This window comes from Klebsiella sp. 4_1_44FAA (genome assembly GCF_000238715.1).
Taxonomy (GTDB): Bacteria; Pseudomonadota; Gammaproteobacteria; order Enterobacterales; family Enterobacteriaceae; genus Klebsiella; species Klebsiella pneumoniae.
Map to the genome: position 1 here is coordinate 431,794 of NZ_JH414799.1, position 23,471 is coordinate 455,264.

A 23,471-nucleotide genomic window follows, 5' to 3' on the forward strand; every position below is an offset into this window, starting at 1 on the left:
GGCCCGGCGGAAGATGTGAATCGTTGCCGGTTAGCTGGAGGTGGCGCCGTTGGGGGGGATGGCGGCCAGTTTTTCCTCGTGGCGGCGCATCAGGATGACCTTGCTCTGCAGCTTCTGCTGGAACTGGTCGACGACCACAGCGGTGACAATCACCACGCCTTTAATCACCATCTGCCAGAAGTCGCTGACGCCCATCATCACCATGCCGTCGGCAAGGAAGACGATGACGAAGGCGCCGATAATTGACCCGGTCACCCGGCCGCGGCCGCCGGCCAGCGCGGTACCGCCGAGCACGGTGGCGCCGATGGCGTCCATCTCAAACATGTTGCCGGTCATCGGGTGCGCGGTTTGCAGCTGTGATGCGACGATCAGGCCGACAAACGCCGCGCACAGGCCGGAGAAGGCATAGACGAATATTTTCGCTTTCACGATCGGCACGCCGGCGAGGCGGGCGGCAGACTCATTGCCGCCGATGGCGTAGATGTAGCGGCCAAGCGGCGTTTTAGTGGTCAGCCAGTAGCCCAGCACGAGGAAGCCGATCATCAGCCAGATCGGCAGATAGACGCCGAGCAGGGTGCCGGATCCGAGGGTGGCGAAACCGGTGTTGCCCAGCGCTTCCATGCCGTTGAGATTCGGGTAGGTGCTCCCGTCGTTAAACAGCAGCGCGGAGCCGCGGGCGACGTACATCATGCCTAAGGTGCAGATAAACGGCGCCACGCCGAAGCGGGTGATCACCGCGCCGTTGACCAGACCGACCAGCACACCGAAGATCGCCACGCAGAGGATCACCTCCGGGACATTAAAGAAGAGGATATCGCCGTTCCACAGCGGCAGGCCGTTGGTCAGCAGCGCGCCCGCGACCATGCCGCAGATCCCCGCCACCGCGCCGACGGACAAATCAATGCCGCCGCTGAGAATGACCAGCGTCATGCCGATGGCCAGCAGGCCGGTGATCGCCACGTGCTGGGTCATGATCAGCAGGTTAGAGGCGGTCAGGAAGTTGGGTACCATCACGCTGAAGAACGCGATCACCAGCAGGAGGGCGATAAAGGTGCGGGCCTTCAGCAGGTACATATAAATCATATATTTCTGGTTCATGATGGATTCCAGCCTGATTAATCTTGAGGTGTTGAAGCCGCGATTAACTGTTCGCGGGTCACCGCATGGCGCGGTAAATCGGCGGTAATGCGGCCATCGGCCATCACCAGGATGCGGTCGGCCAGGGCCATCACCTCATCCAGTTCCGAAGATGAGAACATCACCGCCAGCCCCTGCTGAGCCATTTTGCCGATCAGGTGATAGACGTCGGTTTTCGCGCCGACGTCGATGCCGCGCGTCGGTTCGTCGAGGAACACCACCTGCGGCTGGGTCATCAGCGCTTTACCCAGCACCACTTTTTGTTGATTGCCGCCGCTCAGCGAGGTGATGGGCAATGTGGCGTCGCTGACCTTGATCGCCAGCTGCTGGATCATCTCTTTCACGCAGGTCTCTTCTTTTTGCGGGTTCAACCAGCGCCAGGCGCGGCGGAACCCCTGCAGGCTGAAATCAGAGAGCGTCATGTTGGCCTGAATCGACATCATCTGCACCACGCCTTCGCCCTGACGGTCCTCCGGCACCAGCGCCAGCCCCTTTTTCAGGCGCTGTTGAAAGCGAGATTTGCCGATGCTTTCGCCGTTAAGATGCACCTCGCCGCGCTGGCAGGGCATCAAGCCGACCAGGCCTTTAAACAGCTCGGTGCGCCCGGCGCCCAGCAGGCCGTAAATACCGATCACTTCGCCTTTGCTGAGGGTGAAGGTGACGTCATTGAGCTTGTAACCGCCGCTGGGATGCAGCGCGGTCAGCCCTTTGACGTCAAGCACTGCGTCGCCTTTTGGCGCCGGTTGATAATCAAAGTGTTTTTTCTTATCACCGACCATCTGCTCGATGATCCACGGTACGCTGGCGTCGCTGACGTGACGCTCGCTGATAAAGCGACCGTCGCGGAAAATGGTGATGTTGTCGCCAATCTCCATCAGCTCTTCGAGGCGATGCGAGATATAGATGATGGTCACGCCGCGCCGCTTAAGCTGCGCGATCACCTTGAACAGCACTTTGACCTCAGACTGGCTCAGCGCCGAGGTGGGCTCGTCCATGATCAGCACGCGGGTGTCTTTCGACAGGGCGCGGGCAATCTCGACTAACTGCTGGTGGCCGATACCGAGTTCACCCAGCGGAGCGTAAGGATCGACATCCAGCTCCAGCCGTTCCAGCAGCGATTTGGCCAGCGCGTACTGGTATTTTTCGTTAATGCGTCCTTTCTGAAAGAATTCATTCGCCATGAAGATGTTGTCCATCACATTCATATTGGGAAATAAATTCAGTTCCTGAAAAATAATACTGATGCCCAGTTTTTCTGCCTGATGCGTCGACTGTAATGAAACTGCTTCACCATCGAGGATAATTTGCCCGGAGGAGGGCGTTTCCACACCGGCAAGCATTTTCATCATGGTGGATTTACCCGCACCATTTTCTCCGATTAGCACGTTGACCTTATTTCGATAGACCCGGTAATTGACATTATCCAGGGCGGTTACGCCGGGATAGACGCGCGACAGGCCGCGGGTTTCGATAATCACTTCGGACTCAACGGGCTGGGGAGCGACGAGATCGTGCGGCGCCATATTATTGTCCCCCTGCATGAATGATTTTCGCCGGGGTAATTTCCGGGAGAGTTTGTGGAATATCCCAGGCCGAGAAGACGCCGTACACCTCCACGCTGTCGCCGGTTTTGACGTTGGCTGTCTGAATCATTTTGACCGCCTGACTGTTGATATTCTTGCTGTACTCGCCGAACAGCACCTGGTCATTAAAGTCCTGATAGCTGGCGCCGCTGTAGCCGTCGCGCAGCTGGGTGCCGCGCAGGGTAGGGCCAATCTGCACCGTCACCTTCCCGACGCTGGCGTCGGTCAAGGTCATTTTGCCGCTGCGCGAGGCGGTATCGAGTTTGCTGACGGTACCTGAAACCTTGACGTAGAAGATGCAGGGGTTTTCATCCTGCGCACGGTAGCCGAGGGTTTTACAGGCGCTATCAATGTCTTTTGCCGCCTTGAGCGCGCTCATCAGTTCCGCCGCCGGACGCGCTTTCGTCACCACCTGCGGTACGATGCTCTGCTGCCAGGTTTTATCCATATTCGCCATATGCGGGTTGGGCGGGGATTTCAGGTCTGCCAGCTCCTGCTGCGAGACGATGCGACAGCCCCCTAGCGCCAGTACGGCCAGCGTCAGACAGGTTTTCTTAAACATAATGCTCTCCTCTGCGCCCCCGCAGGGGCGCAACCACCCGAACTCAGGACTTAATGTTGAAATCCTGGACTTTATCGGCGTTATCCTGAGTAATCAGAATGCCACGGAACATCACGCGCTGCTTCGCCGGCTTCTCGCCTTTTTGCAGGTAGTTATCCAGATCGGTGACGCCCTGAGCGGCGATGGCCTGCGCCTGCAGCATCACGGTTGCCTGCAGGGTGCCGGCTTTCACGGCGTCGCGCTCATCGTTGCTGCCGTCGATGCCGACGACGATCACATCGCTACGGTTGGCCGCTTTCAGCGCCGCAATCGCGCCAAGGGCTACCGGCCCGTTGCCACAGATGACGCCTTTCACGTCGGGGTGCGCCTGCAGGATGCTGTCCATGATGCGTTTGCCGTCGATCAGGGTGCCTTTGGCATCCTGTTTCGCCACGCTGACCATATCCGGATATTGGTCAATGACCTGATGGAAAGATTTAGAACGGGTGACGCAGTTATTATCGGCGAGGTTGCAGGTCAGCTCGGCGTATTTGCCTTTCTCCGCCATTTTCTCGACGAAGACGTTGGCGACCTCAGAGCCGGCCTGGAAGTTATTGTGGGTAATTTGTTCCAGTGCCACATCATCAACCGGAATTTCGCGGTTAATTAAGACCACCGGAATGCCCGCTTTTTTGGCTTTTTCAACGGCGGCGACGCTGGCGGTGGAGTCAGCGTTATCGAGAATAATGCCCTGCACTTTTTTACCAATCGCGGTGTCGATAAGCTCATTCTGCTTTTTGACATCTTCGCCATGGGACATCACGGTGGTTTTGTAGCCGAGAGCTTGCGCTTTTTCGCTGGCGCCTTTGGCTTCCGAGGCGTAATACGGGTTATCCAGCGAGTTGACCATGATCATAATGGTGCCTTTCTCCGCGGCGTGCGCGGCAAAGGAGAAGGCGGTCAGGGTCGCAGCGGTTAAAAGGGTTATACGTAATTTCATGACTCTGTTCCTGTATTTTTATATTCGAACAAATGAGCCCCTGAGCGGGCAGGCTTTTACGGTCTGAAATTTCCCCTAATGTATTCGGGGATAGCGATATCGTTATGGGCCGGTTTTCTCCTGTGATAAGTGAATGCGTGTCGTCGCGCAGTCTGGCGGTCAGGCTGGCGAGTCCGGTTTCCATAATGTTCGGTCGACCGCATGGCGCCACTCCTGCCAGCGCGTTTGTAAGCGCTGGTGGCGGGCCATGTCGGGCTGAAAGGTGCTATGTTCGGTTAAGAAGGCCTGCAGATCGGCGGTCGATCCCGGATGGAGCGCTTTGCGTGCCAGCAACGCCGCGCCGATGGCGGACAGCTCCGGCACGTCGCTGCGCATCACCGGGCAGCCGAGCAGATCGGCCTGGTATTGCATCAGCCAGTCATTGTTGGTCGGCCCGCCGTCCACCATCAACGCCGTCAGGGTGAACTCCTCATGCTGACGCATCGCCACCACCACGTCGGCTATCTGATAGGTGATGGACTCCAGCGCCGCACGGATCAGATGCGCGCGTTTCACCCCGCGACTCAGGCCGCAAATCACGCCGCGGGCGCTGTCATCCCACCAGGGCGCGCCAAGACCGGTCAGCGCCGGCACGAAGTAGACCCCGAGGGTTGAGTCGACGGAGGCGGGGAGGGTATTCAGCTCATGGGCCAGCTCGGCGGCAGAGAGTTCGCTCAGTCCGGTGCTGTCCGCCATCCAGGCGACAGCATCGCCGGTGTGGGGAATATTCCCTTCCAGGCCCCACACCAGCTGGTCGCCATCGTGCCAGGCGACGGTGGTCGCCAGCGCGTCGATATCGCACTGCGCCGATTTGACCGGGGCCATGACCGAAGAGCCGGTGCCGTAGGTGGCTTTGACGCAGCCTGCCTCGCCGAGCGCGTGGCCGAACAGCGCGGCGTGGGAGTCGCCGATCATCGACATGATCGGAATACCGTCCGGAATGGCGGCCAGTCCTTTGGTATGGCCGAAGAGGCCGCTCGATGGTTTAATGTCCGGCAACGCCGCGCGCGGAATGCCGAACAGCGCCAGCATCTCGTCGTCCCACTCGCCGCGGTGCAGGTTCAGCAGCTGGGTGCGGGCGGCATTGGAGTAGTCGCAGCAGAAGGCTTCTCCAGCAGTCAGATTCCACAGCAGCCAGCTGTCGATGGTGCCGAGGCATATCCCACCGCGTTCGGCGCGCAGGTGGCCATCGACAGTCGCATCCAGCAGCCAGCGCATTTTGGAGGCCGAGAACAGCGGGGCGATTGGCAGGCCGGTGGCACGCTTAATGTGCTGTTCCTGACGATCGTGACGCAGTGTGTCGCAGAACGCGGCGCTGCGGGTGCATTGCCAGGTAATGGCCGCGTTAATCGGTTCGCCGCTGTCGCGATACCAGCCGATGGCGGTTTCCCGCTGGTTGCTGATGGCCAGCGCGGCGACGTTTTCCGCGCCAACGTGGGCCACCGCGCTGGCGATCACCGTCAGTGAGGCGGTAACCAGCGCTTCGCCCGATTGCTCCACCCAGCCGTCGCGCGGCGTTTGGATCGCCAGCGGCTGCGAGAATTTGACGATAACTTTGCCCCGGCTATCCAGCACCACCGCTTTGGCGTTGGTGGTGCCTTCATCCAGGGCAATGATGAACTCTTTTGCTGTCGCCTGCATCGTGCTCTCCTCGGTCACTCGGTGTCCTGGAACCGCGAAGACGAGGAATATCTCCCACCGTCTCCTGCGTCTGTGCAGGCCATGTTGTGACATTTCATTATCATCTTTTTAATCACTGAATATATATTCGATAGTGATTATTTATTTGATACCTTAAGCCACAAACCCGGTGACGGGCTACCGGAAAAATCATCAATTGTGCTGGCAATCACATTTCGCCGATCGGCGAAAGCGGCGATAGGCGGCTGGAGTGGTTGATTAACTGATTGAATTTAAATGTATTAACAGAGCCAGCCCTGAAGCTAAAAAAGCACGTCAGGGCGGCAGAGAGGAAAAGCAGCGCGGCAGGTTAGTCGCTAACCAGCATGCGAGCGGTAGGGTAATCGGTGATTAAAACATCAATGTAGCCGCCGGTGAGGGCGCCTTTGATGGCCGCGACTTTGTCGGTACCGCCGGCCAGCGCGACCACGTTCGGGCATTTTTTGACCTTCTCCAGCGCCATACCGATCACCGGATCTTCATCATCGCGTAACACCGGATGGCCGTTTTTGTCGTAGTAGTGCAGGCAGATATCACCCACCGCGCCGCGCGCCGCCAGCACCTGCAGCATATCTTCGTGATAGTAGTTACCGGAGGTTTTCAGCAGTTGAGAGGGTTCGAGAATGCCGATGCCGACGATGGCGATATCCACTTCATCAAAGCGCGACACCACGTCAGCGACGTCTTTGCTGGCCAGCAGCCGGTTGCGCTCCTCCATGGATCCTTCGATGCTCTGTGACGGCAGCAGCCAGGCGTCGCAATTCAGGCGCTGGGCGAGGGTCTGGGTAAGAATCGTCGCCTGCACGTTACCGTTTGGCCCGACGCCGCCGAGCAGTTGGATCACGCCGCTGGCTTTCAGGTTTTGCGCATGAACTTCATCGACCATCGCGCGAATGGTTGAGCTCCACGAGGAGACGCCAATCAGATCTTTTGGCCGCAGCCGGGTTTCCAGATAGTGGGCGGCGGCGGAGCCAATCGCCCGCTTGATGGTATGATCGCTGGCCTCTTCCTCGGTATCCACCACCACCGCCTGCTTAAGGCCGTAGCGATCCTCAAGCCCTTTTTCGAGCTTCAGAAAGATGTTGGACGGCTGAACGACGCTGATCTTGACGACGCCTTCTTTCTGGCAGCGGGTAATGGCGCGGGAGACAAATGACTGAGACAGCGAGAGAAGTTGGGCGATATCAGACTGCTTTCGTCCTTCCAGATAGTAAAGCGTGGCAATCTTAACCAATAGCCGTTGTTCATCCTGCTTAGCCATATTAATCCTCGAAAATCATTTATCGCCTTTCTTCAGGCGGTTAGCTGCAGCCATTATCGTAGTGACTTTTATCATACGCGAAAAAAAATCAGACTTAAGTGTGACAGGCGTCTAACTTTTGCCAATCCTCAAAATCGACTATGGACAAAAACAAAACAGCCAGGCCATAATCGAATAAAGAATCATTATTGAATATATATTCAAGGCGATTTCGAGTCAATGTGTTTATCCGGGCTTCGCCTGGAGCGGGAGGCAGAATGTTCCTGAGTAGGGCGCTGTGGCAGAAGGCTTACCACCCGGCATAGGGATATCTGGTTTTTTTAGTCCTTGCTGGAATAAATATTCCATGCTGAAAATAAATTCAGAGGTGTGAAATGAATCCCTACAGATATGATATTCAGACGCTGGAGCGTAAAGCCCGCGCGGTGCGGCGCCATATTGTGCGCTTAAACGCCAATAGTCCGGCCGGCGGCCACACCGGGGCTGACCTTTCGCAGGTCGAACTGTTAACCGCGCTCTATTTCCGCGTCCTTAACGTCGCGCCGGACCGGCTCGACGACCCGCAGCGCGATATCTACATCCAGTCGAAAGGCCACGCCGTGGGCTGCTACTACTGCGTCCTGGCGGAAGCCGGCTTCTTCCCGGTCGAGTGGCTGGAGACCTACCAGCATGCCAATTCCCATCTCCCCGGCCACCCGGTGCGGCAAAAAACGCCGGGCATCGAGCTCAACACCGGCGCGCTGGGCCACGGTTTGCCTGTTGCGGTGGGGCTGGCGCTGGCCGCGAAGAAAAGCAACAGCACCCGCCGCATTTTTTTGATCACCGGCGACGGCGAACTGGCGGAAGGCAGTAACTGGGAAGCCGCCCTGGCGGCGGCGCACTACGGTCTGGATAACCTGGTCATTATTAATGATAAGAACAATCTCCAACTGGCCGGGCCGACGCGCGAGATCATGAATACCGATCCGCTGGCCGACAAATGGCGCGCCTTCGGCATGGCGGTCAGCGAATGCGAGGGGAACGATATGGCCTCGTTGGTCGCGGCCATCGAGGGGCTGAAACAGGAAGGTAAACCCAACGTTATTATTGCCAACACCACGAAAGGTGCCGGTATTTCCTTTATCCAGGGGCGCCCGGAGTGGCACCACCGGGTGCCGAAAGGCGAAGAAATTGCACTGGCACTGGAGGAACTGAAAGATGAGTAATGCAGAACACCTGGCTAACGTCATGGTCGAAGCCTTTATCGCCGCCGTGGAGCGCGGCGTCGATCTGGTGCCGGTGGTAGCCGACTCCACGTCAACGGCCAAAATCGCGCCGTTTATTAAACAGTTCCCCGGCCGGCTGGTGAACGTCGGCATCGCCGAGCAGAGCATGGTCGGCACCGCCGCCGGTCTGGCGCTGGGCGGAAAAGTGGCGGTGACCTGTAACGCTGCGCCGTTTCTTATCTCGCGGGCCAATGAGCAAATCAAAGTGGATGTCTGTTACAACAACACCAACGTCAAGCTGTTTGGCCTAAACGCCGGGGCCAGCTACGGTCCGCTGGCCAGCACCCACCATTCAATTGATGACCTGGCGGTGATGCGCGGCTTCGGCAATATCCAGATCTTCGCCCCCTCCACGCCGCGCGAATGTCGGCAGATCATCGACTATGCTCTTGCTTATCAGGGCCCGGTCTATATTCGTCTCGATGGCAAGGCGCTGCCGGAGCTGCTTGACGAGTCGTATCGCTTTGTTCCCGGCGCCGTGTTGACCCTGCGCGAAGGCGAGGACGTCGCGCTGGTGGCCACCGGTTCGACGGTGCATGAGGTGGTGGAGGCGGCGCAGCAGCTTACCGACCTCGGTATCCAGGCGAAAGTGGTCAGCGTGCCGTCGATCCGACCCTGCGATACCGCGGCGCTGCTGGCGGCACTCCGGCCGTGCGGCTCGGTGATCACCGTCGAAGAGCATAACGTCAACGGCGGGCTGGGCAGCCTGGTGGCGGAAGTATTGGCTGAGGCTGGGGTGGGTATCCCGCTCAAACGTCTGGGGATCCCGGATGGTGAGTATGCGGCGGCGGCAGATCGCGGCTGGCTGCGTAAACACCACGGTTTCGATGCCGCTTCCGTCGCGGAGCTGGCGCAGAAAATGCGCTGATTTTTCGCCGTCTAAAACCGATAACCCGTGCGGGATGCCGCGCGGGTTTTTTTACGGCGCGCAGAGCGTGATGATGTATTCCCCTGCCTGAATCCATTGCAGCCGATACTCCACGGTGGAGAGCCGAAGACGCAGATTTCCTTCCTTTATTGCAGCCAGCGTAAAATCGTTAAAACCGACGCCCGCCTGTACGTCGGTATCGCAGGCCTTAAACCCACTCTCTTTTGCCGAAAACGCCAGCGTCAGCGCCAGCGGGTAGGGCAGGCCGCTGCGCAGCAGCGCCGTTTTTTCCGCCGGGCTGATAATGCTGCTCTCCAGCTCCGCGGCCAGCTGTGGGGTAAACCGGCGCTCGATATCGACGCCCACCGGCCGATCGGCGATCACCGCCAGCGCGCGCTGGCCGCAATGACTTATGCTGCCGAACCAGGGCGTGGGCCACAGCGGCTGGCGCCGATCGCCGATGGCGGGAAGCCGTTTCTCCCCCACCTCGCGCAGGGCGTATGCCGCGGCGATGCGTCCGGCCAGGTGCTCCGCCTGCCGCTTGCGGCCCCACCCGGTCAGGCTGGCGTGATAGGGCAGCCAGAACAGATCTTCAGGCTGGAAAGTCGCCGGGTCGAAGTCGATCTGCTGGATGGTATAGCCGGCCAGAGGCAAAACGGTGCGATGGTGGCGCATAGGGTAAGGTAACCGCGGTTGCCCCCGCCCTTTGTCCAGCAAGGGCGGGGGAGGGAGAACCCGCTATCAGAAGTGGGTGTTGACGCTCATATACCAGGTGCGGCCCGATTCGTTATAGGTCTCGGCGCCGGCGCCATACATATAGCCGGTGGCGCCCCCGGTGGTCTGGGCGTTGCCCGCGCGCCAGTGGCGCTTGTCGAAGACGTTATCCACGCCGCCGGTCAGACTGACGTATTTGGTGACGTCCCAGGTCGCGCTCAGGCCGAGGATGCTGTAGGGGCTGACCTCGTTCTTCTCGCTGCCGGTGACCGGTTGACCCTTGTAGTTGTACTTCTTCGGCTCCTGCTTGCCGTACCAGGTGAAGGTCGACTGCAGCGAAACGTCATCGCGAACCTGCCAGCTCAGGGTGGAGTTCAGCGTGTATTCCGGGATAATCGACAGACGATCGCCGGTCTTTTTGTTCTTACTCTGCAGCATATAGGTGATGTTGTTGGTCCAGTTGACGGTCTCGCTCACCGGAACGTTCAACGTCCCCTCCAGACCTTCCACCACCGCTTTCGGCACGTTTTCCCACTGGTAGAGATCGGTACCTTTATTGTTTTGATAGACCGGGGCATAGCCCGCTTCAATCTTGTTGCGGTAGTCGTTGCGGAACCAGGTGACGCCCGCCAGCCAGCCGTCGCGTTTAAACTCGAGGCCAATCTCTTTGTTGATGCTGGTCTCGGCTTTTAAGTCGTCGTTACCCTGCAGATAGCAGCCGTCTTTACTGGCGTAGCAGCCCTGGCCTTTACTGTAGAGAATGTAGTTCGGGTTGGTCTGATACAGGCTCGGCGCTTTATAGGCGCGGGCGATGCCCATCTTCAGCGTGAAGTCATCCCACAGGCCCTGCGACAGGTTGAGGGACGGGCTCCAGTTATTGCCCACGATGCTGTGATGATCGAAACGCAGCGCCGGAGTCAGCATGGTGGTGTCGGTCAGCTCCATGTTGTTCTCGGCGAACAGCGAGAAGATTTCCGCCTGCGAGTACGGGCTGCGGCCGGTGCTGTCGTAGCCCGGAATTTCGCCTCCCGACAGCGCCTGGGTATTGGAGGCGTTATCCTTCATCCGCTGCTGGTTCCACTCGCTGCCCAGCGTCAGGTTCTGATTAACCAGATAGTCGAAGGGAATGCTGACTTCGCTGTGCAGCATCACATCCGCCAGATCGATATCCGTGAACTGGTTGCTGTTAAAGATCCCCTCGGTGCCGCCGGCCAGGCCTTCGCCTTTGCGCGAGTTGCGGGTGCGCTCGTACTGCGCCCAGTTGCTGGTGGTCACCCCGTTGTCCCAGGCGCCGTTCCAGGTAACCGAGTAGGTGTTGCGATACAGACGGTTGGTCTCTTTGCCGTAGTTCTCTTTTACCAGGTCGTTGGAGTTGGTGTTCTGGGTATCGCCGGCGTAGAGGTTGCCCTGGCGGCTGTAGCCGGCCTCAAACTCCAGCGACTGCATCGGAGCGAATTCCCAGCGCACCAGACCATCGATGTTTTTGTTTTTCACCCCTTCGCGTCCGGCCGGCAGAGTATCGGCATAGATCCCGGTACGCTCGGACTGATGGCCCTGGTTGATATCCCAGGCGTCGGCCTGCGTTTTGTCGAGGTTACCGAACAGGCGGAAGCTAAAATCGCCGCCCAGCGGGCCGCTGAGGCTGAAGTTAGTGCGTTTGGTGGAGCCTTCATCCTTGTGCTCCGGGGCGTTCATATAGGTGTTCCATGAGCCGTGCCACTCATCGCCGGTTTTTTTGGTGATGATATTCACCACGCCGCCGGCGGCGCCGTTGCCGTAGCGGGCGGCGGCCGGGCCGCGAATCACTTCGATACGTTCGATTATCTCCGGCGGCACCCAGCTGGTATCGCCGCGGGTGTCGCGCTCGCCGCGCCAGCCAAGGCGCACGGAGTTGCGGCTGGTGACCGGCTTGCCGTCGATCAGGATCAGGGTATTTTCCGGGCCCATGCCGCGGATATCAATCTGGCGGTTGTTGCCGCGCTGGCCGCTGGTGGAGTTGCCGGTCAGGTTGACTCCCGGCATGGTGCGAATGATCTCCGAGACGTCGCGCGCCGGGGGGCGTTTGCGGATCTCATCGGCGGTGATGGTGGAGACGCCCGGCGCCTGCAGGTTCTGCTCGGCGGCGGTGACCACCATGGTCTCTTCAGCGGCGCTGTTTTTATCGTCGGTGGCGGTTTCCGCTGCGCTTAACGGAAAAGCAACCCCGTAAATTCCCAGATTGACCAGCAAGGCCAGGGATTTGATCCTGTTATTCATTGTTATTCCTGCTTTTTGTCGCCACGTTCCCCAAACGCCCCTTCCCACCGGGAGGGGAGGCGGCATAAATGTTGCCAAAAGCGGGCAAAGGCACTCCGTCGCTGGCTGAATAAGCCCGATTTGACATGTTCTGATGAAAGACGCGCTTCCCACGGCGCGCTAATACGCTATTGCAAATGCAAATAGTTATCAATAATATTATCAATAAATAATGGCAATTAATTAAAAAAGTCACGCTATACATAGGGTTAATGACAGAATGTTAAGGACAGGAAGCGAGGAGTGGTGGCAAACCCTGCGGGGGCCGCAGTGCCGCGCAGTGGATGACGCCATCGAGGTAACGTTCTGGTGGCGGGACCCGGCGGGGGATGAAACCCGCTCTCCCCATCGTCGGGTATGGCTCTATATCACCGGCGTGACCGACCACCATCAGAATGCGCGTCCGCAATCGCTGCAACGTCTCCCCGGGACCGACGCCTGGTTCTGGCGCACTACGCTGTCGCCGACCTGGCGCGGCAGCTACTGTTTTATTCCCTCCGACCGTGACGATGATTTTTCCCCTGAGGTGTTCAGCGCTGATGCGCCCGACCGCGCGCTGCTACGCGAAGGCTGGCGCAAACTGCTGCCGCGGGCGATAGCCGATCCGCTGAACCCGCACAGCTGGCGGGGCGGACGCGGCCATGGCGTGTCCGCCCTGGAGATGCCGCAGGCCCCCGCGCAGCCCGGCTGGGACCCGCTTAATGAGGCGCATCCTGCCGCCCGTTGCCTTGAGTGGCGCAGCGCGCGTCTGGGCAACCATCGCCGGGTCTGGATCTACACCACCGGCGAGGCTGTCGACCCGCAAACGCGGCCGCTGGCGATCCTGCTCGACGGCCAGTTCTGGGCCGAGAGCATGCCGGTGTGGTCGCCGCTGGCCGCCCTGACCCGCGAGGGGAGACTGCCGCCGGCGGTCTACCTGCTGATCGACGCGATCGACAACCAGCGCCGCGGGGTTGAGCTGCCCTGTCACCGCGATTTCTGGCTGGCGGTGCAGGAGGAGCTCCTGCCGCTGGTCCACGGCTATGCCCCGTTCAGCGACCGCCCGGATCGGACGGTGGCGGCCGGGCAAAGCTTCGGCGGTCTGGCGGCGATGTTCGCCGCTCTCAACTGGCCGCAGCGCTTTGGCTGCGTGCTCAGCCAGTCAGGCTCCTACTGGTGGCCGCACCGTGATGGCCGCGGGATGGGCTTTATCGGCGAACAGCTTCGCCAGGGTGAGGTGTCCGCGGCCGGGCTGCGCATCTGGCTGGAAGCGGGCCAACGCGAACCGATTATTTTTCGCGCGAACCAGGCGCTACTGGCGCAACTCACCACAACACAGCAGACGATTTTCTGGCGTCAGGTTGACGGCGGGCATGATGCGCTTTGCTGGCGCGGCGGGCTGACGGCAGGGCTTATCCAGCTCTGGCAGCCTCTGCTGTCGCACCCTTAGCATCGCGTTTTACGACAGGAGTTTGATATGCAATTCAGTAACCCCTTCGACAATCCGCAAGGGCAGTTTTACATTCTGCGCAATGATCAACAGCAGTACAGCCTGTGGCCGGCGCACTGCGACCTGCCTGCCGGCTGGACGGTGGTGTGCCCCCCGCAGTCGGCCGAGGCCTGCAACGCCTGGCTGGCGGCCAACTGGTCGACACTGACCCCCGCCCATCATGCGTCATAAGGAGCTGACAATGACCACTCGTTTACCGCTGGTTGCCGCGCAGCCGGGGATCTGGATGGCCGAGCGCCTCTCCACTCTGCCAGGCGCCTGGAGCGTGGCCCACTATGTTGAACTACGCGGCGCCCTCGACCCGACGCTGCTGGGAAAAGCGATTGTCGCCGGTCTGCAGCAGGCGGACACCCTCAGCCTGCGCTTTGAGGAAGAGGAGGGGGAAGTCTGGCAGTGGCTGGCGGCCGACCGCACCTTTGCCGAACCGTCGATCATTGACCTGCGGACGGCGCCGGATCCGCATCGCGCCGCCACGGAGCGGATGCAGGCGGATCTGGCGCAGGATCTGCGCGTCGACGGCGGCAACCCGCTGGTGTGCCATCAACTGCTGCGCGTCGGCGACGACTGCTGGTACTGGTATCAGCGTTATCACCACTTGCTGGTGGATGGCTTCAGCTTCCCGGCGATAACCCGGCAGATCGCCGCCATTTATCGCGCCTGTCAGCGGGGGGAAGCTACTCCTGAGTCGCCTTTCACCCCCTTCGCCGAGGTGGTGGACGAGTACCAGCGCTACGCCGGCAGCGAGGCCTGGCAGCGGGATAAAGCTTTCTGGCAGGCCCAGCGCCAGGCGTTACCGGCGCCTGCCTCACTCTCTGCCGCGCCGCTGGGCGGGCGCGCCGCCGGGAGCGATATCTGGCGGATGAAGCTGGAGATGAACGCCGACGGCTTCCGCCGCCTGGCCAGCCATGCGCCGCAGTGTCAGCCCGCTGATCTGGCGCTGGCGCTCACCACGCTGTGGCTGGGCCGCCTGTGCAACCGGATGGACTACGCGGCGGGCTTTATCTTTATGCGCCGGATGGGTTCAGCCGCGCTGACCTCGACGGGGCCGGTGCTCAATGTCCTGCCTCTGGCGGTGCATATTGACGCCCGGGAGACGCTGGCGGACCTGGCGATGCGCCTCGCCGCTCAGCTGAAAAAGATGCGCCGCCATCAGCGCTATGACGCCGAGCAGATCGTCCGCGACAGCGGCAAAGCGGCAGGGGACGAACCGCTGTTCGGCCCGGTGCTGAACGTCAAAGTCTTTGATTACCAGCTGGATATCGATGGTGTGCAGGCAGTGACCCACACCCTCGCCACCGGCCCGGTCAACGATCTCGAGCTGGCGCTGTTCCCGGATGAGACCGGCGGGCTGTCGCTGGAGATCCTCGCCAACAAGGCCCGGTACGACGAAGCCGAGCTCCGTCGCCACATGGCGCGACTGACCGCGCTGCTGGCGCAGTTCGCCGCCGATCCGGCGCTGCGCTGCGGCGAAGCAGAGATGCTCTCCGCCGACGAGCTGGCCCGGCTGGCGGCGGTCAACGATACCGCTGTGCCGCTGCCTGCCACCACCCTCAGCGCGCTGGTGGCCGACCAGGCGCGGAAGACCCCGGATGCGCCGGCGCTGGCGGACGCCCGCTGGCAGTTCAGCTATCGCGAGATGCGTCAGCAGGTGGTGGCGCTCGCGCAGCTGCTGCGTCAGCGCGGCGTGAAGCCGGGCGACAGCGTGGCGGTGGCCCTGCCGCGCTCGGTGTTCCTGACCCTGGCGCTGCACGGCATTGTCGAAGCGGGGGCCGCCTGGCTGCCGCTGGACACCGGCTACCCGGACGACCGCCTGCGGATGATGCTGGAAGACGCCCGGCCGTCGCTGCTGATCGCCACGGAGGATCAACTGGCCCGCTTCAGCGATATCCCCGGGCTGGAAAGCCTCTGCTACCAGCAGCCGCTGGCCGCCGGGGATGAGGCGCCGCTGGCGCTGTCAAAACCAGACCATACCGCCTACATCATCTTTACCTCCGGCTCCACCGGGCGGCCGAAAGGGGTGATGGTCGGCCAGACCGCCATCGTCAACCGCCTGCTGTGGATGCAGGATCGCTATCCGTTATCTGCGGACGACGTGGTGGCGCAGAAAACGCCGTGCAGTTTCGACGTGTCGGTGTGGGAATTCTGGTGGCCGTTTATCGCCGGCGCGCAGCTGGTGATGGCCGAGCCGGAGGCGCACCGCGACCCGCAGGCGATGCAGCAGTTCTTCGCCCGCTACGGCGTGACCACCACCCACTTTGTGCCGTCGATGCTGGCGGCGTTTGTCGCCTCGCTGGATGCCGACAGCGTCGCTGCCTGCCGCACGCTGCGGCGGGTATTCTGCAGCGGCGAAGCGCTGCCGACGGAATTGTGCCGCGAGTGGGAGCGCTTGACCGGCGCGCCGCTGCATAACCTGTACGGCCCGACGGAGGCGGCGGTGGACGTCAGCTGGTATCCGGCCTGCGGCCCTGAGCTGGCGGCGGTGACCGGCAGCAGCGTGCCGATTGGCTGGCCGGTGTGGAACACCGGGCTGCGCATTCTCGATGCCGCGATGCGCCCGGTACCGCCGGGGGTGGCGGGGGATCTTTATCTCACCGGCATCCAGCTGGCGCAGGGCTATCTGGGGCGCCCGGATCTCACCGCCAGCCGCTTTATCGCCGACCCGTTTGCCCCCGGCGAGCGGATGTATCGCACCGGCGACGTGGCGCGCTGGCTGACGAACGGCGCGGTGGAGTACCTTGGCCGCAGCGACGATCAGCTGAAGATCCGCGGGCAGCGCATCGAGCTTGGCGAGATTGATCGGGTGATGTCGGCCCTGCCGGACGTGGGGCAGGCGGTGAGTCACGCCTGCGTCTTCAACCAGGCGGCGGCGACCGGCGGTGATGCCCGACAGCTGGTGGGCTATCTGGTCTCTGACTCCGGCCTGCCGCTGGATACCGCGGCGCTGAAAGCGCGGCTGGCGGAACAGCTGCCGCCGCATATGGTGCCGGTGGTGCTGATGCAGCTCGCTGAGCTGCCGCTGAGCGCCAACGGCAAACTGGACCGCAAAGCGCTGCCGCTGCCGACCCTCGGCGGCGAGCGCAGCGGCCGGCCGCCGGAGCCCGGCATGGAAACTCTTGTCGCCGCCGCCTTCAGCCAGCTGCTGGGCTGCGAGGTGAACGATATCGACGCCGATTTCTTCGCCCTTGGCGGTCATTCGCTGCTGGCGATGCGCCTGGCGGCACAGCTCAGCCGCCAGCTGGCGCGGCAGGTGACCCCGGGGCAGGTGATGGTGGCCTCGACGGTGGGCAAACTGAGCGCGCTGCTGGCCGCCGATCTCAGCGATGAGCAGGCCCAGCGCCTGGGGCTGGATACGCTTCTGCCGCTGCGCGAGAGCGACGGCCCGACGCTGTTCTGCTTCCATCCCGCCTCCGGCTTCGCCTGGCAGTTCAGCGTCCTGGCGCGCTATCTCAGCCCGCGCTGGTCGATTACCGGTATTCAGTCGCCGCGCCCGCAGGGGCCGATGGCCAGCGCCGCCAGCCTCGACGAGGTGTGCGAGCATCATCTGCGCACGCTGCTGGCGCAGCAGCCGCACGGCCCTTATTACCTGTTCGGGTATTCGCTGGGCGGCACCTTAGCCCAGGGGATTGCCGCCCGCTTGCGCCAGCGCGGCGAAGCGGTGGCCTTCCTCGGCCTGCTGGATACCTGGCCGCCGGAGACGCAAAACTGGGCAGAGAAAGAGGCCAACGGGCTGGATCCCGAGGTACTGGCGGAGATCGACCGCGAGCGCGAAGCGTTCCTCGCCGCCCAGCAGGGGCAAGCCTCCGGCGAGCTGTTCAGCGCCATCGAAGGCAACTATGCCGATGCGGTGCGGCTGTTAACCACCGCGCATAGCGCGAAGTTTGACGGCAAGGCGACGCTGTTCGTGGCGGAGAAGACGCGGCAGGAGGGGATGGATCCGCAGGTCGTATGGGGCCCGTGGGTGGGGGAACTGGAGGTGTTCAGCCAGAACTGCGCCCACGTCGATATCATCTCCCCGCAGGCCTTTGAGGCCATCGGTCCGGTGGTCAGGGAGATTCTGGGGTAACGGTTGAGTTCGGGCTACAGCAGGTAGCCCGGCTCAGCGTAGCGCAAGCCGGGGAAAGAGGAGATTACCGGCGGCCCAGCGGGACCACCAGCGGCGTATGCGCCACCGGATCTTCAATGATCGTGCAGCGCAGACCGTAAATCCGTTCAATCAGATCGGCGGTGACGATCTCCTTCGGCGCCCCCTCGGCGACGATCCTGCCGTCGCGCAGGGCGATCAGGTGGGTGGCGTAGCGGCAGGCCTGGTTAAGATCGTGCAGCACCGCCGCCAGGGTATAGCCCTTCTCGCGATTCAGCTCGCTCAACAGTTCCAGCAGGTCGATCTGATGGCTGATGTCCAGCCAGGTGGTCGGCTCATCCAGCAGCATAATCGCCGTTTCCTGGGCCAGCACCATCGCAATCCACGCCCGCTGCCGCTGGCCGCCGGAAAGCGTGTCGACGCTCTGCAGCGCCAGATCGCTGATCCCGGTCGCCCGCATCGCCTTGTTCACCGCCTCTTCATCTTCTTTGCGCCAGCGGGTAAACAGCGGCTGGTGCGGATAGCGCCCGCGGGCCACCAGCTCCTGCACCGTGATATCGCCAGGAGTGGTGGCATTCTGCGCCAGCAGCCCGATGCGGCGGGCAACCTCTTTACTGGCGTACTGCTGGATCTGCGCGCCGTCGAGCCAGACGTGGCCGCTGGCGGGCGTCATCAGGCGACTGAGGGTGCGCAATAGCGTCGACTTGCCGCAGCCGTTGGGGCCGATAATGGCGGTGAAGTGACCGTCAGGGATGGTCACGTTCAGCGACTCGGCGATGGTCTTGTTCCCGTAGGCCAGGGTTAACTGCTCGCCGCGCAAACGGGAGGGGACAGCACTCATTTTTTGCGGGACTCCTGAATCAACAATGCAATAAGGTAAATACCGCCGAGGCTGACGGTTAACACGCCAACCGGCAGCTGCCACGGCATAAACAGCCGTTGGGCGCCGTAATCGGCCAGCGCCAGCAGCAGAGCGCCGCACAGGGCCGACTGGGTCAGTCCCCAGCGGGCCGTGCCGCTCAGGCGGCGGGCGATATGCGGCGCCACCAGCGCGATAAATGAGATCGGCCCGGCCAGCGCCGTCGAGGCGGCGGTGAGCACCACCGCCACCAGCATCAGCAGCAGGCGCGAACGCTCGACCTGCACCCCCAGCGCGCAGGCGGTATCGTCGCCCATCTCCAGCAGCCGCATCCGGCGAACCAGCAGGGCGCTGCTCACCAGCATCAGCAGGATCAGCGGCGCCGACGGCCAGGTTTTACCCCACGTCAGGCCGTTGAGCGATCCGGCGTTCCACAGGCCCGCAGAAAGGGCGGTCTCCAGCGAGGCGCGCAGCAGCAGCCAGGTGTTGAATGCCACCAGCATGGCGCGCACGCCGATGCCGATAATGATCAGGCGGAAGGTTTCGATCCCGTTGCGCCAGGCCAGCAGCCAGACCACCAGCGAGGTCAGCACCCCGCCGGCCATCGCCGCCAGGGCGATCGCCGTCAGGTTCTGGCCGAAGAGGACCATTGCCACCAGCACGCCGCTCCAGGCGCCGGTGTTAAAGCCCATCACGTCCGGGCTGCCGAGCGGGTTACGGGTCAGCGACTGGAAAATGGCGCCGCTGACGCCGAGCGCGGCGCCGATGAGCAGCGCCATTAACACCCGCGGCAGCCGCCATTCGTTCACCACCATCGCGACGTTGCGCGGCGCATCGCCGAACAGCGCCGAGAACACCTGGTCAATCGTCAGGGGCACCGGGCCTTGCGCCAGCCCGAGCAGGGAAATCAGCAGGCTGGCGGCCATTAGCAGCAGACAGCTGGCTATCAGGCGGCGGGACGGGGCAATCACAGGCCACCTCCCCGCGGCTGGCGGCGCACCAGCCAGATCAGCACCGGCGCGCCGAGAAAGGCGCTCACCACCGATACCCGCAGTTCGCCGGGCACCAGCAGGCGGCCAATCACGTCGGCAAACAGCAGCAGGGCCGGGGTGGCGAGCAGGGTGACCGGCAGCGACCAGCGATGATCGGCCCCCACCAGCCAGCGCGCCATATGCGGCATCATCAGGCCGATAAAGGCGATGGGGCCGACGACGGCGGTGGCGCTGCCGCACAGGACGGTGATGACGATCAGGCCGATCAGCTGGGTGCGGGCGACGCGGCTGCCGAGGGCGGTGGCGGTATCGTTGCCCAGGCTCAGGCTGTTCAGCGCCCGGCTCAGCAGCAGAGCGGCGATCCCCGCCACCACTACCGGCAGCAGGACAATTTTCAGCGTTTGCAGGGTGCGGATATCCAGCGAACCGGCCTGCCAGAAGCGTAGCTGATCGTAGACGTCCGGGTTGAGCAGGGCGATGCCGTTGGACAGCCCCTCGAGTACCGCCGCAAGGGCGACCCCGGCGAGAGTGAGGCGCACCGGGCTCAGCTGACCGCCGCCCTGGCTGCCGGTAAAGGCTACCAGCAGCGAGGCGCAGAGCGCGCCGCAGAACGCCAGCAGCAGCTGCTCCTGCGGGGAAGTGATCCCGAACAGCGCCGCGCCGAGGACGATGGCGAAGCTGGCGCCGGAGTTGACCCCCAGCAGGCCGGGGTCGGCCAACGGGTTGCGGGTGAGCGTTTGCATCAGCGCGCCGGCGAGGCCGAGGGCGACGCCGGCCAGCAGACCGGCCAGAGTGCGCGGCAGGCGCGCGTCCAGCACGATAGTGCAATCAGCGCTTTGACAGGTTCCGCTGAAGGCGGTGAATACCGTGCCGATCGGCAACGATTTGGCGCCGATGGTCAGGCTAAGCGCGGCGGCTAAGGCGAGTAATAGCAACAATCCGGGCACGGCGACAGAGCGTACCGCGGTCGTAGAAAACGACATAACTGACATCCCTGATATGATAATGATAGTAATTATCGTTATCGATTTTATTCAGCTATGGTAGCATGACCCACAGTAAAAAGGGTATTAAAAATAACGACAAGGCGCTGTAATGAACCGACAATCCTGGCTGCTCAATCTCAGCCTGCTGAAAACTCACCCGGCGTTTCGCGCCGTTTTTATCGCTCGCTTTATCTCTATTCTGTCGCTTGGCCTGCTGGGCGTGGCCATTCCGGTGCAGATCCAGATGATGACCCATTCGACCTGGCAGGTCGGGTTGTCGGTGACGCTGACCGGGGCGTCGATGTTTGTTGGTCTGATGGTGGGGGGCGTGCTGGCTGACCGCTATGAACGTAAACGCCTGATCCTGCTGGCGCGCGGCACCTGCGGCGTGGGCTTTGTCGGCCTGTGTCTGAACGCCCTGTTGCCGGAGCCGTCGCTGGCGGCGATCTACCTGCTGGGGATCTGGGACGGGTTCTTCGCCTCGTTGGGGGTGACCGCGCTGCTGGCGGCGACCCCGGCGCTGGTGGGACGGGAAAACCTGATGCAGGCCGGGGCCATCACTATGTTGACGGTGCGCCTGGGCTCGGTGATTTCGCCGATGATCGGCGGCCTGCTGCTGGCCACCGGCGGCGTGGCCTGGAACTTTGGCCTGGCGGCGGCGGGGACCTTTATCACCACCTTAACCCTGCTGCGTCTGCCGCAGCTGCCGCCGCCTCCGCAGCCGCGCGAGCATCCGCTGCGCTCCCTGCTGGCGGGGCTGACCTTCCTCTGCCGGAGCCCGCTTATCGGCGGGATTGCGCTGCTTGGCGGTCTGCTGACCATGGCCAGCGCGGTGCGGGTGCTCTATCCGGCGCTGGCCGGTAGCTGGCAGATGTCGGCCGGACAGATTGGCCTGTTGTACGCCGCTATTCCGCTCGGTGCGGCGCTGGGGGCGTTGACCAGCGGCCAGCTGGCCCAGACGGTGCGGCCGGGCGCGCTGATGCTGGCGACCACGGTGGGATCGTTTGTCGCCATTGCGCTGTTCAGCCTGATGCCGCACTGGGCATTGGGCGCGCTGTGCCTGGCGCTGTTTGGCTGGCTGAGCGCTATTAGCTCGCTGCTGCAGTACACCCTGATCCAGACCCAGACGCCGGAACATATGCTCGGGCGGATTAACGGTCTGTGGACCGCGCAAAACGTCACCGGCGACGCCATCGGCGCGGCGCTGCTCGGCGGCTTAGGGGCGGTGATGACGCCGGCGGCATCCGCCAGCGCCAGCGGCTGGGCGCTGGCGCTTGTCGGTGTGCTGCTGGTTGGGCTGCTACGCGAGCTGCGCCGTTTCCAGCGCCCGGAAATTGTCAACGAAAGTTAAGTAGGGTGCGCTTGCCCGGTGGCGGCTGCGCCTTACCGGGCCTACGGTCTGGACTGGAGGACGCTGGCATTGTAGGCCGGGCAAGCGCAGCGCCGCCCGGCAAAGAGTTCAGGTTGCGTGCCCCGGCCTGATGCCCGGTGGCGGCTGCGCCTTACCGGGCCTGGGGTACGGCAGGCCGGTGCAAGCTCAGCAGGCCGGGCAAGCGCCGCGCCGCCCGGCAAGGTGTGCAGGCCGAGTGCCCGTCCTGATGGCGCAGCCCGCGTTAGCCGAACAGGCTGGAGAGACGCTGGAGCACCAGCAGAGCGCTGTAGTAGTCAAGGCGGAAGGTCTCGGTGCCCAGCGGGTAGACGCGTTTGCCTGCGACCGCCGGGAGATGCGCCAGCAGCGGGTTAGCGTAGATGGCATCCGCATCTTTCTGGTCGCCGGCGAACAGGAACAGGCTCTGGCCGTTCAGACCGGCCGCGAGGTTCTCCCCGCCCAGTTGCACGATATCGTGGCGTTTACCCTGGCTATGGCTGGCGGGCAGGCCGCCCGGCAGCGTCGCCAGGCTAAAGCCCAGCTGTTCGAGCATCTGCCCCTGAGCCGATTCCGGCGTCCAGATATTGGCGCTGTGCGCGGCGGCGGTATAGACCAGGGCGGTCACCGGCTGCGGCGGCAGTTTCATTTTTTCTTTTAACGAAACGAGCTGTTTATTGAAGTCGGCAATGCGCGCGCTGGCCTGTTGTTCATGACCGGTGATCTGCCCCAGCTGGGTGAGCAGGGTTTGCCAGCTTTTATCGTCATAGTTGATGACCAGCGTCGGGGCGATGGTTTTAAGCTGATCGTACAGCGGCAGGGCGGAGTCGCCGCCGGTCGCGCTCACCAGGATCAGATCCGGCATCTGGGCGGCCACCGCTTCGGCGCTTGGTTCGCCGATGTACAGCCGCGCCAGCTTGCGGGCTTTGGCAACCTCGCTCCACTGGCGCAGAAAGCCCTGGCTATCGGCGACGCGGTTGTTCGGCGTGGTCGCGCCGCTGGCGACCACCGGAGCGTCAATCGCCAGCAGCGAACCGGTAAGCGTCACGCTGGTGGAGACAATGCGCAGCGGCTGACTCGGCAGGGTATGCGTCCCGTAGCTGTCGGTGACCTGGCGCGGCCAGTCCGCCGCCTGGGCTGAGGTAATTCCTAAAAGCAACAGCATGCCGGTCAGCGCACCGCGGCGGCAGAAAGAAAAGAAGTTCACGTCATCGCATCCTGATTTGAAAGGTGATAAATGCGTCTCATTTTCAACTTTGTGTCAGCAGGATGCAAGCCAAAGTGGCGGCGCCATGACGTAACGCGGTTGACATGG

The 23,471-nt window shown here is 62.4% G+C and carries 18 protein-coding genes; 6 read left to right on the plus strand and 12 right to left on the minus strand.

What is annotated here, in order from left to right; all coding sequences use genetic code 11:
• Positions 1-30 precede the first annotated feature (30 nt).
• The 6 genes from HMPREF1024_RS18370 to HMPREF1024_RS18345 all read right to left on the minus strand — a co-directional run bounded on the left by HMPREF1024_RS18370 (position 31) and on the right by HMPREF1024_RS18345 (position 7,241).
• Positions 31-1,098 (minus strand): ABC transporter permease, encoded by a 1,068-nt coding sequence (locus tag HMPREF1024_RS18370; RefSeq protein ID WP_009308123.1) that lies wholly within the window; start codon positions 1,096-1,098, stop codon positions 31-33.
• Positions 1,099-1,115: 17 nt separating this feature from the next.
• On the minus strand, positions 1,116-2,660 hold the full coding sequence (locus tag HMPREF1024_RS18365) for a sugar ABC transporter ATP-binding protein (protein ID WP_004176928.1): 1,545 nt from the start codon (positions 2,658-2,660) through the stop codon (positions 1,116-1,118).
• 1 nt (position 2,661) lies between these two features.
• On the minus strand, positions 2,662-3,282 hold the full coding sequence (locus tag HMPREF1024_RS18360; RefSeq protein ID WP_002893596.1) for a DUF2291 family protein: 621 nt from the start codon (positions 3,280-3,282) through the stop codon (positions 2,662-2,664).
• 43 nt (positions 3,283-3,325) lie between these two features.
• Entirely contained in the window at positions 3,326-4,261 is a 936-nt protein-coding gene (locus HMPREF1024_RS18355) for a D-ribose ABC transporter substrate-binding protein (protein WP_009308124.1), read from the minus strand.
• Positions 4,262-4,420: 159 nt separating this feature from the next.
• On the minus strand, positions 4,421-5,941 hold the full coding sequence (locus tag HMPREF1024_RS18350; protein WP_009308125.1) for an FGGY family carbohydrate kinase: 1,521 nt from the start codon (positions 5,939-5,941) through the stop codon (positions 4,421-4,423).
• 349 nt (positions 5,942-6,290) lie between these two features.
• The gene (locus tag HMPREF1024_RS18345) at positions 6,291-7,241 is read right to left on the minus strand and encodes a sugar-binding transcriptional regulator (protein WP_002893602.1); all 951 of its coding nucleotides are present in this window, start codon (positions 7,239-7,241) and stop codon (positions 6,291-6,293) included.
• A gap of 374 nt (positions 7,242-7,615) precedes the next feature.
• Between HMPREF1024_RS18345 and HMPREF1024_RS18340 the strand changes: the two genes are divergently transcribed.
• Together HMPREF1024_RS18340 and HMPREF1024_RS18335 are read left to right on the plus strand one after the other, a co-directional pair.
• On the plus strand, positions 7,616-8,446 hold the full coding sequence (locus HMPREF1024_RS18340) for a transketolase (protein ID WP_009308127.1): 831 nt from the start codon (positions 7,616-7,618) through the stop codon (positions 8,444-8,446).
• Positions 8,439-9,374 carry a transketolase family protein gene (locus HMPREF1024_RS18335; protein WP_009308129.1) on the plus strand — a complete coding sequence of 312 codons (936 nt, stop codon included), beginning with the start codon at positions 8,439-8,441 and terminating at the stop codon, positions 9,372-9,374. The genes HMPREF1024_RS18340 and HMPREF1024_RS18335 overlap by 8 nt, the downstream gene beginning before the upstream one ends.
• Before the next feature lie 51 nt (positions 9,375-9,425).
• On the opposite strand, the gene entD is transcribed toward HMPREF1024_RS18335, so the two are convergent.
• The gene (gene entD, locus HMPREF1024_RS18330; RefSeq protein WP_009308131.1) at positions 9,426-10,049 is read right to left on the minus strand and encodes an enterobactin synthase subunit EntD; all 624 of its coding nucleotides are present in this window, start codon (positions 10,047-10,049) and stop codon (positions 9,426-9,428) included.
• 66 nt (positions 10,050-10,115) lie between these two features.
• Positions 10,116-12,344, minus strand: a complete 2,229-nt coding sequence (gene fepA, locus HMPREF1024_RS18325; protein ID WP_009308133.1) for a siderophore enterobactin receptor FepA — start codon at positions 12,342-12,344, stop codon at positions 10,116-10,118.
• A 259-nt stretch (positions 12,345-12,603) separates the two neighbouring features.
• Between fepA and fes the strand changes: the two genes are divergently transcribed.
• Genes fes through entF form a run of 3 tightly spaced genes read left to right on the plus strand, consistent with a single transcriptional unit; the run spans position 12,604 to position 17,935 of the window.
• Complete coding sequence (fes, locus tag HMPREF1024_RS18320; protein WP_009308134.1) at positions 12,604-13,812, plus strand: enterochelin esterase; 1,209 nt, start codon at positions 12,604-12,606, stop codon at positions 13,810-13,812.
• 27 nt (positions 13,813-13,839) lie between these two features.
• Positions 13,840-14,043, plus strand: coding sequence for an MbtH family NRPS accessory protein (locus tag HMPREF1024_RS18315; protein ID WP_004176919.1), 204 nt, complete (start codon positions 13,840-13,842; stop codon positions 14,041-14,043).
• Positions 14,044-14,053: 10 nt separating this feature from the next.
• Entirely contained in the window at positions 14,054-17,935 is a 3,882-nt protein-coding gene (gene entF / locus HMPREF1024_RS18310) for an enterobactin non-ribosomal peptide synthetase EntF (RefSeq protein WP_009308137.1), read from the plus strand.
• Between the two features lie 64 nt (positions 17,936-17,999).
• On the opposite strand, the gene fepC is transcribed toward entF, so the two are convergent.
• Genes fepC through fepD form a run of 3 tightly spaced genes read right to left on the minus strand, consistent with a single transcriptional unit; the run spans position 18,000 to position 20,787 of the window.
• Positions 18,000-18,794 carry an iron-enterobactin ABC transporter ATP-binding protein gene (fepC, locus tag HMPREF1024_RS18305; protein ID WP_002893737.1) on the minus strand — a complete coding sequence of 265 codons (795 nt, stop codon included), beginning with the start codon at positions 18,792-18,794 and terminating at the stop codon, positions 18,000-18,002.
• The gene (fepG, locus tag HMPREF1024_RS18300; RefSeq protein ID WP_004893521.1) at positions 18,791-19,783 is read right to left on the minus strand and encodes an iron-enterobactin ABC transporter permease; all 993 of its coding nucleotides are present in this window, start codon (positions 19,781-19,783) and stop codon (positions 18,791-18,793) included. The genes fepC and fepG overlap by 4 nt, the downstream gene beginning before the upstream one ends.
• Positions 19,780-20,787, minus strand: a complete 1,008-nt coding sequence (gene fepD, locus HMPREF1024_RS18295; RefSeq protein ID WP_004176917.1) for a Fe(3+)-siderophore ABC transporter permease — start codon at positions 20,785-20,787, stop codon at positions 19,780-19,782. The genes fepG and fepD overlap by 4 nt, the downstream gene beginning before the upstream one ends.
• Before the next feature lie 112 nt (positions 20,788-20,899).
• Between fepD and entS the strand changes: the two genes are divergently transcribed.
• Entirely contained in the window at positions 20,900-22,141 is a 1,242-nt protein-coding gene (entS, locus tag HMPREF1024_RS18290) for an enterobactin transporter EntS (protein ID WP_004147525.1), read from the plus strand.
• Between the two features lie 262 nt (positions 22,142-22,403).
• On the opposite strand, the gene fepB is transcribed toward entS, so the two are convergent.
• Positions 22,404-23,363 (minus strand): Fe2+-enterobactin ABC transporter substrate-binding protein, encoded by a 960-nt coding sequence (gene fepB / locus HMPREF1024_RS18285; protein ID WP_004147526.1) that lies wholly within the window; start codon positions 23,361-23,363, stop codon positions 22,404-22,406.
• Between the last annotated feature and the right edge of the window lie 108 nt (positions 23,364-23,471).

Coding starts and splice junctions, on each gene's coding strand:
- HMPREF1024_RS18370 (WP_009308123.1), bottom strand. CDS start 1,098: ATGAACCAGAAATATATGATTTATATGTACCTGCTGAAGGCCCGCACC.
- HMPREF1024_RS18365 (WP_004176928.1), bottom strand. CDS start 2,660: ATGGCGCCGCACGATCTCGTCGCTCCCCAGCCCGTTGAGTCCGAAGTG.
- HMPREF1024_RS18360 (WP_002893596.1), bottom strand. CDS start 3,282: ATGTTTAAGAAAACCTGTCTGACGCTGGCCGTACTGGCGCTAGGGGGC.
- HMPREF1024_RS18355 (WP_009308124.1), bottom strand. CDS start 4,261: ATGAAATTACGTATAACCCTTTTAACCGCTGCGACCCTGACCGCCTTC.
- HMPREF1024_RS18350 (WP_009308125.1), bottom strand. CDS start 5,941: ATGCAGGCGACAGCAAAAGAGTTCATCATTGCCCTGGATGAAGGCACC.
- HMPREF1024_RS18345 (WP_002893602.1), bottom strand. CDS start 7,241: ATGGCTAAGCAGGATGAACAACGGCTATTGGTTAAGATTGCCACGCTT.
- HMPREF1024_RS18340 (WP_009308127.1), top strand. CDS start 7,616: ATGAATCCCTACAGATATGATATTCAGACGCTGGAGCGTAAAGCCCGC.
- HMPREF1024_RS18335 (WP_009308129.1), top strand. CDS start 8,439: ATGAGTAATGCAGAACACCTGGCTAACGTCATGGTCGAAGCCTTTATC.
- entD (WP_009308131.1), bottom strand. CDS start 10,049: ATGCGCCACCATCGCACCGTTTTGCCTCTGGCCGGCTATACCATCCAG.
- fepA (WP_009308133.1), bottom strand. CDS start 12,344: ATGAATAACAGGATCAAATCCCTGGCCTTGCTGGTCAATCTGGGAATT.
- fes (WP_009308134.1), top strand. CDS start 12,604: ATGTTAAGGACAGGAAGCGAGGAGTGGTGGCAAACCCTGCGGGGGCCG.
- HMPREF1024_RS18315 (WP_004176919.1), top strand. CDS start 13,840: ATGCAATTCAGTAACCCCTTCGACAATCCGCAAGGGCAGTTTTACATT.
- entF (WP_009308137.1), top strand. CDS start 14,054: ATGACCACTCGTTTACCGCTGGTTGCCGCGCAGCCGGGGATCTGGATG.
- fepC (WP_002893737.1), bottom strand. CDS start 18,794: ATGAGTGCTGTCCCCTCCCGTTTGCGCGGCGAGCAGTTAACCCTGGCC.
- fepD (WP_004176917.1), bottom strand. CDS start 20,787: ATGTCGTTTTCTACGACCGCGGTACGCTCTGTCGCCGTGCCCGGATTG.
- entS (WP_004147525.1), top strand. CDS start 20,900: ATGAACCGACAATCCTGGCTGCTCAATCTCAGCCTGCTGAAAACTCAC.